Origin of the sequence: Streptomyces exfoliatus (genome assembly GCF_000725545.1) — a bacterium.
GTDB classification, from domain to species: Bacteria; Actinomycetota; Actinomycetes; order Streptomycetales; family Streptomycetaceae; genus Streptomyces; species Streptomyces exfoliatus.
Genome location: NZ_JNZP01000059.1, coordinates 1 through 9,079 on the forward strand (window position 1 = coordinate 1; position 9,079 = coordinate 9,079).

Annotated in this window: 10 protein-coding genes; 7 read left to right on the forward strand and 3 right to left on the reverse strand. The window is 69.7% G+C overall.

Translation table 11 applies throughout. From position 1 onward, the window contains the following. Positions 1-194: 194 nt before the first annotated feature. Positions 195-695, reverse strand: a complete 501-nt coding sequence (locus tag IO20_RS0133665; protein ID WP_030557023.1) for a GNAT family N-acetyltransferase — start codon at positions 693-695, stop codon at positions 195-197. Between the two features lie 126 nt (positions 696-821). On the opposite strand from IO20_RS0133665, the gene IO20_RS0133670 reads away from it, so the two are divergent. Beyond that, the gene (locus IO20_RS0133670; RefSeq protein ID WP_030557021.1) at positions 822-1,544 is read left to right on the forward strand and encodes an ArsR/SmtB family transcription factor; all 723 of its coding nucleotides are present in this window, start codon (positions 822-824) and stop codon (positions 1,542-1,544) included. A gap of 350 nt (positions 1,545-1,894) precedes the next feature. Here the strand turns inward: IO20_RS0133670 and IO20_RS0133680 are convergent, their stop codons facing one another. After that, positions 1,895-2,509 (reverse strand): hypothetical protein, encoded by a 615-nt coding sequence (locus IO20_RS0133680; protein WP_030557019.1) that lies wholly within the window; start codon positions 2,507-2,509, stop codon positions 1,895-1,897. Between the two features lie 414 nt (positions 2,510-2,923). Between IO20_RS0133680 and IO20_RS42495 the strand changes: the two genes are divergently transcribed. Then, positions 2,924-3,478, forward strand: a complete 555-nt coding sequence (locus IO20_RS42495) for a DUF6193 family natural product biosynthesis protein (protein ID WP_425423765.1) — start codon at positions 2,924-2,926, stop codon at positions 3,476-3,478. A gap of 286 nt (positions 3,479-3,764) precedes the next feature. Beyond that, positions 3,765-4,505: a restriction endonuclease gene (locus tag IO20_RS0133690; RefSeq protein ID WP_051875191.1), complete on the forward strand. Its 741-nt coding sequence runs from the start codon at positions 3,765-3,767 to the stop codon at positions 4,503-4,505. A 9-nt stretch (positions 4,506-4,514) separates the two neighbouring features. Here the strand turns inward: IO20_RS0133690 and IO20_RS0133695 are convergent, their stop codons facing one another. After that, positions 4,515-4,862, reverse strand: coding sequence for a hypothetical protein (locus IO20_RS0133695; protein WP_030557013.1), 348 nt, complete (start codon positions 4,860-4,862; stop codon positions 4,515-4,517). A gap of 25 nt (positions 4,863-4,887) precedes the next feature. On the opposite strand from IO20_RS0133695, the gene IO20_RS0133700 reads away from it, so the two are divergent. The 4 genes from IO20_RS0133700 to IO20_RS0133715 all read left to right on the forward strand — a co-directional run bounded on the left by IO20_RS0133700 (position 4,888) and on the right by IO20_RS0133715 (position 8,654). Continuing rightward, positions 4,888-5,118: a hypothetical protein gene (locus tag IO20_RS0133700; protein ID WP_030557011.1), complete on the forward strand. Its 231-nt coding sequence runs from the start codon at positions 4,888-4,890 to the stop codon at positions 5,116-5,118. A 697-nt stretch (positions 5,119-5,815) separates the two neighbouring features. Next, entirely contained in the window at positions 5,816-6,907 is a 1,092-nt protein-coding gene (locus IO20_RS0133705) for a hypothetical protein (RefSeq protein ID WP_342668817.1), read from the forward strand. A gap of 916 nt (positions 6,908-7,823) precedes the next feature. After that, positions 7,824-7,979: a hypothetical protein gene (locus IO20_RS40595; protein WP_157850864.1), complete on the forward strand. Its 156-nt coding sequence runs from the start codon at positions 7,824-7,826 to the stop codon at positions 7,977-7,979. Between the two features lie 39 nt (positions 7,980-8,018). Then, positions 8,019-8,654 carry a hypothetical protein gene (locus IO20_RS0133715; RefSeq protein WP_157850865.1) on the forward strand — a complete coding sequence of 212 codons (636 nt, stop codon included), beginning with the start codon at positions 8,019-8,021 and terminating at the stop codon, positions 8,652-8,654. Positions 8,655-9,079 lie beyond the last annotated feature (425 nt).

Consider the following 9,079-nt stretch of genomic DNA (forward strand, 5'->3'; position numbering starts at 1 on the left):
TCAAAGTTCAGTGAAGCAGAACTGTAGGTGTGGAGCTCATTATCGAACGCCACGATGACTCTCCGCGACGGCTCCCCAAGATCCGTGCCAGAACCCAGTTCTCACCGACATTTTCCGGCGCAATGATCAACAACTGCTGCTGAGACTCGTTGACAACCGGTCCCCACTCCCACCTGTGAAGCCACACGGCGACCTTACCGGGACCGAACTGATTCGCCGCTTGGTGCGGTGAGGTCCTTGGTCATGAAGACGCGGCTGGTGGCCGGTGGATCGCAGGGCACATCTCCCAGCCGCTTCCACCCGTGCTTCTGGTAGAAGCCGGGAGCCTGGAAGGTGATCGTGTAGAGCACGGCCGTGCGGCAGCCACGGGCACGGGCCTCGTCCTCGGCCTTCCGGAGGATCTGTGTTCCCAGCCTGCTGCCCCGCAACCGGGGTGGCAGGTAGAAGAGGTCGAGGAAGAACAGCCCGAGCGAGGTACGCCCGGTCAGCCCGCCGACCACCTGGCGCGTTGCAGGATCACGGACCAGGACGGCCAGAGGTCTGCGGTCGGCGATCCCCGTGTGCTCGACGTTGAAGCGGTCCAGCGCGTCGGAGATCGCCGCGATATCCGCCGGGGCGGGGGCGTCCGTGAGTACGAAGCCCGTCCGGGATTCAGGCTGGTGGGAGCCCGGGACGGCGATGTCGCACGAAGTCATGGTTGCTCCAGTACGTGAGCGGAGGCGGCGCGGCCTCGCGGGCGGATGCGGGGCCGGTGAGCCCTGCGCACGTGCCGACGCTAGGCCGCGGACGCTTCGACAGCCGTCGAAGAGACGTCGGCGACAATGGACACCGTGGACTTTCAGCGCGCAGGTCAGGACGTGGGGGTGGACCTGGCAGGGGTGGCCAAACTACTGGCCGACGGCACCCGGTCCGCCTTCTGCCTCGCGCTGCTCGACGGCCGGGCGTGGACGGCAAATGAGCTCGCGCGTCACGCCGGCATCGCACCGTCCACCGCGACCTCACACCTGAACCTGCTCGTGAACGGCGGACTCCTCGTCGAGGAGCGACACGGACGCCACCGCTATGTACGGGTAGCCGACCGCAGGGTGGTCGAACTGATCGAAAGCCTTGCCGCGCTGGCCCCGCAGGACAAAGCCCGGCCACGTTCACTGTCGGCCTCCGGCCGACAGCATGCACTGGCCCGCGCCCGGCTGTGCTACGACCACCTGGCCGGAACCGTCGCACTGGCGATCACCGACGCGATGGTCGAGCGCGGACTGCTGGAGTGGGGACCCGAACCGGGCCTGACCAACAAGGGCGCCCTCTGGTTTGTCGAGATCGGCATCACGGTGCCCACCGGTTCACGCCGCCCACCAGTACGCGCATGTCTTGACTGGACCGAGCGCCGTCCCCACCTGGCCGGCGCCGTGGGCGCCGCCCTGTGCACCCACGCACTCACCACCGGATGGATGAAGCGCGTCGGCACCACCCGCGCCCTGCTCGTGACACCCGCAGGACGCGAGGCATGGCACGACCACCTCGGCCTGCCGCCAACTGAACTCTGATTCCGAGCCGGATCGGGCCGCGCCGACACGTGATCAAGCCGGACGAACAGAACTCTCCCCGGGGCCCTGGGCCCTGCACAGTGGTTCGATCGAGATTTGGGGGCAATGGGAACCGTTCGTGGACGACGAAGGGTACTTGGAATGGCGACGCCCGGAGGCGGAGGCCGAAGTGACGTGGGATATGGAGGAGATGAACCGGCGATACGGGTTCTGAAGCCACGCGTCAGTGAGCTCTTTCGGCCGCCCACTCAGGAACCTGTGACCGCTGCAACGCGCTGGCGAAAAATCCCAACGGGCCCACTGACATCACGATGCCGAACCACCACCGATAAAAACCATCAGATCATCACCTACGGGACGGACAGCTTACGCTCCGGCTTCCCGGTGCTCGGATCAAGGCGCACGGTCGTCACCTCGCCCTCCCCCGACGTGACGACCAGGGTGTCAGGCCCCGACCAGGCCACCTTCGCCAGTACGCCGTCGGCGGCGTCCCCGTTGAAGGTGCCGACGTTCCAGTGGCGCGCGGTGAGCCCCGCCCCGTCCACGACCGACACCCGCCACAACGGATCGATCATGGCCGAGCCCTCCTCCACCACGACGTACCGATCCGCGCCGTCCGGGGCAGCCGTGCGGCCCGTCTCCTCCCAGTCGGCGCTCAGCATCGGGAAGAGGACCATCCGGAACCAGACGACAGCCACGGCTGCGACCGCGCACACCGCAAGCACCCGCCTCCGGACCGCGCCCCGGGCCAGCAACCGGGCCGCCGCGCCGAACAGCCCGACCGCCACCAGGAAGCTCGGCCACCGGTACTCGAAGGCGCCGGTCAGGACGAGCAGCCCCGTCGACTCAGCGAGGCGGGGGCCCACCAGGCAGGCAACTCCCGTCGCCACTCCGCCGGCCAGCAACACCCGCCCGAGGGTCCGGTGTCGCGGGCGGTCCGTACGTATGTCCGCAGTGATCGTCACGAGCCCATCCTGACAGGTCCGTTCGACCGCCCCAGGCCCTAAGACGCCGGTTCTTCTCGTTGTCCCGAGACGCCACACTGCTGAGGTGAACCCCGACCTTTACCCTGATCTGGCAGCTGCAGGCACCTTGGCCGCTGCTCTGGAACACGCGGCAGCCGAACTGGCCGTGGACGTGGCCGTGGTGTCCGACGGCCGGGGGACGCCTGTCTCAGCGGTCAGCCCGCCACCCGTGCCGTTCCGTCGGCCACTGTCCGTTGCTCTCGGAGCGAAGAAGCGTGCGTTCCTGCTGTGGGGAAGGAGCCGAGGGGTCGAACTCATCAGCGGATCGACAACAGAACTCAGGGACGTCGTATTGGCGGCAGTGACCTGGGGGAGGGCAGAAGCCTGAGCGAACTGCACGACCTCTTCCCTTTCATGTCCTCGGACGAGCGCGCGAGTGCGCATGAACGCGGTCCAGCGGCGGTAGTGGACCTCCAGTGGCGTTTGTTGAGGGAACAGGCAGCTGGTAAACCGGAGTTCCCAGAATTCGGCCTGCTCGTGGAAGCAGCGTACGCCGAGTCGCGGCTCAGGCGGCTGTCGGCGTTCTCCAGCCACCGGACGCAGGGCTTCAGCGCCAGCACTGGCCATTCGTCTAAGGCGGAGGTCGCTATCGTTCCCGCGCACGGCGGCCGTCCCTATCGGGTTCAGGAGTTCCTTCACGACGGCGGTGTGATCGGTGAAGCCGAAACGGCTGACGAGGCTGTCGCTCTGGCGACTACCCACCTTCCCGTCGAGCTCGGCCCAGGCGTCGCCGGACCTGACGACGCCCCCATGACGGGGGCTGGCACCTCCACCGCCGACAGCGTGGCGGCCTCACGGCCCAGGAGGGCCACCCGCAATCCCACGGGCCGAGAGCCGGCGGGCCAGGCCCTCGCCGAGACCCCGTGCCGCATCCGTCACGACGGCGGTGCGTCCCTGCAGATCCCATGAGCGTGAGCGTGACATGTCGCCTCCGTGGGGAAAGGGGCAGAACGGGCGCCACGGCTATTCTCGCCACGGTGGTATCCGGATGCGCGCGGAGTGACGGAGGCCGGCCGACTCCTCCCGGTCGGGTTTCGAGGGCACGTTCACGGATAGGCGGCGTCCGTCGGGAACATCGACTTCTCGGAGGGGACGCCGCAGCACCGACCCGCGGCCCGGGAGCGACATGGCCCCCGAAACCCCTCCGGTCGGGATCGGCGCGCGTGAGCCGTCGAGCGGCGAGGGGAGGGCCCGGATGAAGGCGACCGGGGAAGACAGGCGTGGGCCGAGGCGCCCCCGGGCGCGTGTGTGGCGCGACTTGGTGCTGGCGGTCGGTCTCATAGGGATATGCGCGGGCGGGCTGGCCCTCTTCCTCAAGACGGCGGAAGGGGCGGGAGACCGCAGATCGGGTGTCCCGGCCGCCGTTCTCGTGGCGGTCGCCGCCCTGGGCGTCCTCGCGGTCGGACTCGCGGTGACCCGGCGCGGAAGGGCACCCGTACGGAACCGCGCGAGCGCGCGTCCCGCCGGCCTGCCGGAAGACCCGGCCCCCGCCCCGGACGTGCCCGACATCGGAGCCGAGGCCCTCGATCACGCGGCGGTCGACGCCGACGGCTTCGAGCACGCGGTCGCCGCGCTCTGCGCGCGGGACGGCTGCACCGCGGTGGAGGTGGTCGGCGGAGCGGGCGACCTGGGCGCCGACGTGGTCGCGGTGACCCTGGACGGGCGGCGGGTCGTGCTCCAGTGCAAGCACTACGCGGAGGACAACCGCGTCGGCTCCCAGGACCTGCAGAGGTTCGGCGGCACCTGCTTCACCATCCACGAGGCGGATGTGGCCGTGGTCGTGACCACCAGCTCGTTCACGGCGCCCGCCGCCGAGTACGCGGCCACCTGCGGGATCATCTGCGTGGACGGCGAGGCGCTGGCCGCGTGGACGGACCAGCTCACCCCGGCCCCGTGGGACGCGCTCACCCCGGACCCGACGGCACCGGTCGCCTGAGCCCCTGGGTCACCTGTCATCGGTGGCCCCACCGGCGGCATCGGCGGCGGCGTCAAGGGCCGTGAGCCCGTCCCGCCAGCGGGCGGTCCGCTCGGTGGTGCTCTGCTCCCACCAGGGGTCCCCGCGTTCGCCGAGAGCGACCTTCGCCTGGTGCACGCGCGCGCGTGCCGCCCGCTCCGCCTGCGTGTCGTCCTTCCGCCGCGCCGCCGCCACGCCTCGGCGGGCCGCCATCAGATGACCGCGCAGCCGCCCCGCGGGCTCCGGAGGGATGTCGGGATCGGTGGCACGCCAGCGGCGGCCGTCGACGACGATGTAGCGCCCGTCGGACGTACGCTCCGGTTGCGACCGCGTCGGCATCGCCTCACCGCTCCCTTCGGCCCCCATGGCACCGATCCTGCCCGCCCTCGGCTCCGCTCGCAGCCCGGCCCTCGTCGCGCAGGACATGAAGGCCACCCTGATCAGCCGCGGGCAGAAACCCCCGCTGCCTTTCCACCCGGAGCCCGGCGGCATGGTTCCGTGGGGCCGTACCGCCGATGACGGCGTACTGCACACCGGCGCCGGTGACCCCACGGACTGGACGACCGTCCTCACGGTTCCGGCTTCCAGCGGTTAGTGCGCGCGGCCAACGTCCAGGGGGGATACCGCTCTTCGGCCCTGCCTCACCGTCGCCGACGCGCCCCGGGCCAAACCAACCGCTGGAACGAAAGCCGCCGAGCCCGGATCCCGGCTGCGGAGCAGCGAGTGCTATCGGCGGCGGTCGCGCCATCAGGCGAGCCGGTACGCGGACTTCCCGGGGTAAGGCGGGGGCGCCGAGTGGGCAGTCGGCTCCCGGTCAGGTCCTGTGTATCCGGCTGTGGGAGGCAGCCGTCCGGGTCGTGGGCTTCGCGGGCGCCTGGGGGCAGGTTCTGCGCTGTCGGCCCATCAGGAGCTGCTGGGTCCGTTGAGGGTTAGGGCGGGTGCCACTGGGGCTGGTGCCGGGCCCGTCGCTTCCCCGAGAACGGCGGGACCGGCACCACCGTCTTTTGACTGCATGCCGGCGGCGCGGCGGGCCGCCGACAGCCGGGCCTGCATATGCCCCAAGCGGCCCTCGCAGCCCACCCTGCGGCGCGGGCCGCCGGTCCGGCCCGCGTCGCCCGCCAGTGCCGGGCCGCGCCCGGCTCCCGGCTCCCGGCTCCCGGCTCCCGGCTCCCCACGGGAGACCACAGGCGCGAACCGTGCGCGTGGACAGACATCCACGCGGCGATCGCGGACCTGCTCGCGGGCCATCTGCCGGCAACAGACCGGCGGTAGAGCTCTCCCGGGTGCCGCCCGTGCCGGAACTCTTCGTGGGGCGGCCACGAGGGCCGTTGTCAGGGGCGATTGGCAAGATTGCGGCCATGAATGTCACTCCTGTCACTCCGCCACGGCCGATCGACGTTGCCGCGGTCTTTCCCCAACTGGCTCCGCTGGCCCGCACGGCGACCCGCCTGCACCCCCGCCCTGGGGCGCCGACGTGGCACGACAGCTCGATCGGCGGGCCGCTGCTGTGGCCTGCCGAGGAGCCGTGGCCGCACTGCGAGGAACCGCATGTGGTGGATGGCATCAACCCAGCCCAGTCCCCAGCGGATCTGCGGCTGGAGCGACGGATCTTCGCCGCCTCGCACGGCCGACCGCTGACTCCGGAGGAACGGGAGACTCTCGAGCGGATCCGACCCCCTCGGACGTATCCGGTGAGGCAGGCGGTCCCGGTGTACGACGGCCCCATAGCGATGCTGCCCGTCGCGCAGCTGTACGTAAGGGATGTGCCCGATCTGAACCCGCCGGAGGGCAAGGACCTGCTGCAGGTTCTGTGGTGCCCCTTCGATCATCCGATCATGCCCAGGACCCTGCTCTTCTGGCGTTCGGCAGCCGCCGTCACCGACATTCTCGACACGCCCCCCGAGCCGCCCGTAGTGCAGTTCGACGGCTATCTACCGGAACCGTGCGTGATCGAACCGGAGCAGATCACGGAGTACCCCGACCATCTGCAGCTGAGCGAAGAACTGCGGGAGCAGCTCAAGCAGTGGAGTCTGCCGCAGGCAGCAGAGGAAGACATGGACTCGGACACGTACTACGACTGTGTGCTGTCCAACGCACCCGGCTGGAAGGTCGGCGGCTGGCCTGCTTGGAACTCCACCGACCCCAGCTCGCAGCCCTGCTCCGAGTGCGGCACCGGCATGGAGGTCCTGATGACCGTCGCCACGTTCGAGGAAGGGGACGACGCCGGAAAAAGTTGGTCTCCGCACCCCCACCCAGGTGCTGGACCGTACCCCGGCCACCGCGGCTACAACGCGACCGGTGTCCAGATAGGCAGCGGCTACCGGCAGCACCTGTTCGTCTGCCCGGCGGAGCCCGAGCACCCACACATCGAGTTGATGACGTAGCCCGTCCGCAGTGTGCAGCCGGGGGCGTCACGGTGCGGGCATGCCGTGACGCGGGGTGACCGCGAGGCTCGGGGTGCCTATCTGCGGCCCGACATCCGAGAAGGAAGCAGGCCCTCCCTGACACGACCGCGACGCATCGCCCCAGGTCGAGCGCGTCCCGGTGAGCTCGCCGGTCGGTAAAGAGCGGTTCTTGTACCAGCGGCGGGCCTCGCTCCCGGACACGATCATCGGCTCATGCCTTACTGCTGCTGGCGTCCTCCGTGTCGAAGTCCTTCGACGGCTGACCTACACAGTGCCCGGACCGCACGGCGTATCCGGCCGGGGCAGGCGGCGCGCGGCACGGCGCTGGCGGCGACGCCCGGCGGCTGCGGCTGCAGCCGCGACGAGGCGCTGCTGTCCGGCGACGCGCAGCCACTCCTGCATCTGAGCGTGGATGCCTTCTGGTGTGAGGTGAAGCAAGAGGGTCTTTCCGTTCGGGTCCAAGGCACCTCGTCCTGTCCGTCACGGGGAGTCTGCGCGGTGACGAAAAGAGAACCGCAGTTAATCCGTCCCGCCCGGCGGGATGACGGGCCGGGATGGTGTTCTTCCGGTTGCAGGAGGCGGGATTGGGGAGCTGGCCGGATCGCGGTCCCCTGAGCGCGGGAGGTTCGGGCTTGGCCTTCGGCGGGCAGCTGTCCCGTCTCACCGAACCTTGACCACTCGGCTGTTTGTCTCATCGAACTTTGACCGCCGCAGGTGAAGAGGGCAGGTGGCCCCGGCGCCACCTGGTCGGCTGACGCGCTGTCGCGCTGTCGCCTGCGGTTCCCGTCCTCGAGACGGTACGGCTCGCTGTGGCCTTACGAACTCCTTTGCGGGGCCCTACCTTTGAGTCATGGAAACTCGGCGTCCCGGCTCACTTGCGGAAGTTGTGTTACCCGTGACAGCCGGATGGCGGCTGCTGTTCGCGCCCAGCAGGGCCCGCGAGCTGGCTGCCGCGCTCGGCGGGAGCATCATGGTCCCGCCGGTGGTCGCAGCGCCACCTCTGCTGGCCGCTCTGGTGGCCGCCGTGATCTCGGGAAACTCACTCTTCTGAGGCAGTTTCTGGGTCCTGATGGCGCTCACGGTGGTCGCAGTGATCGTGCTCACCGTGGCCATGAGGTACGTCACGGTCTCCCTGAAGGTGCGGTGGGTCGAGCTCCGCCCCTTGGGAAATCCGTCCCAGGTCGTGATCGCCCGCTTTCTGCGTTCGTCGACCATGGCGATGGCTGATCTGCAACGAGTCGTCGTCATCGAGCGACTCAGTCTGGGGCAGCGACAGTCGATCAAAGTGGTGTTGCATACCGGCAGTGAGACGGTGGAGTGCGAACCGGCGACGTCCGCACCGCTCTCTCCGGTCGACGCACAGACGCTGACCGGCTGGTTGACCGAGCAACTCGGCCAGGTCCAGGTGCCGGTGGAGCGTCAGACGGAGGTCAAGCGAGACTTCCTGCGTCCGGACGCGTGGTGGACCCGGTCCCACACCGCCGAGCTGTGGCGGGTACCTGTCGGCGAGGTCGACGGCATGGCCGCCCAACGCGGCGTCGAAAGCTACCGGTACACGCCCCGGGCAGGCGCGATGTCCAGCCCTGGCACTTCGGTCACTGTCTACGACCCGGGCCGAGCCTACGACGTCGCCGAAGAACTCCGCGCGGAACGAGCCGCCGGCCAGGCCGCCGACAGCACGGCAGCCCCCGGCCCCGCCGAGGACGACGCAACGGATTACCGCTGACTCGGTCGGGCCGGTCCTGCCCTAGTGCTGTGACCAGTAAGGTTCGCCGGTTTGCTCGGTGCTGATTGGAAATGACTTCTCTAACCAGCGTGGGAGGCGGGATCGCACAACCGGTGCGGGTTCGCAGGCTGACCGAGCAGGAGGGGCAGAAACGCTGCCCCAGCAGGTCCAGGCCGTTGGACGGGCCTCCCCTTCGACACGGCCGGTCCGAGGACGCGGCGCCCTCGCCCCGGTCCGCTGCGAACGGAGCAGGACTACGGGGTCCACGTCGGGCCCGACGTCTGGCTCCGTCACCGGCTGGGGTAGTTTGAACGCGTTCAAGGCAGCGAATTCTGGGGGCGGCCATGCGGGTCACCGCGCGCGAGAGTGTTCATCCGTGGCAGGTCGGCCTGGCCGCGTGCGCCGTGGTCACCCCGCTAACGCCG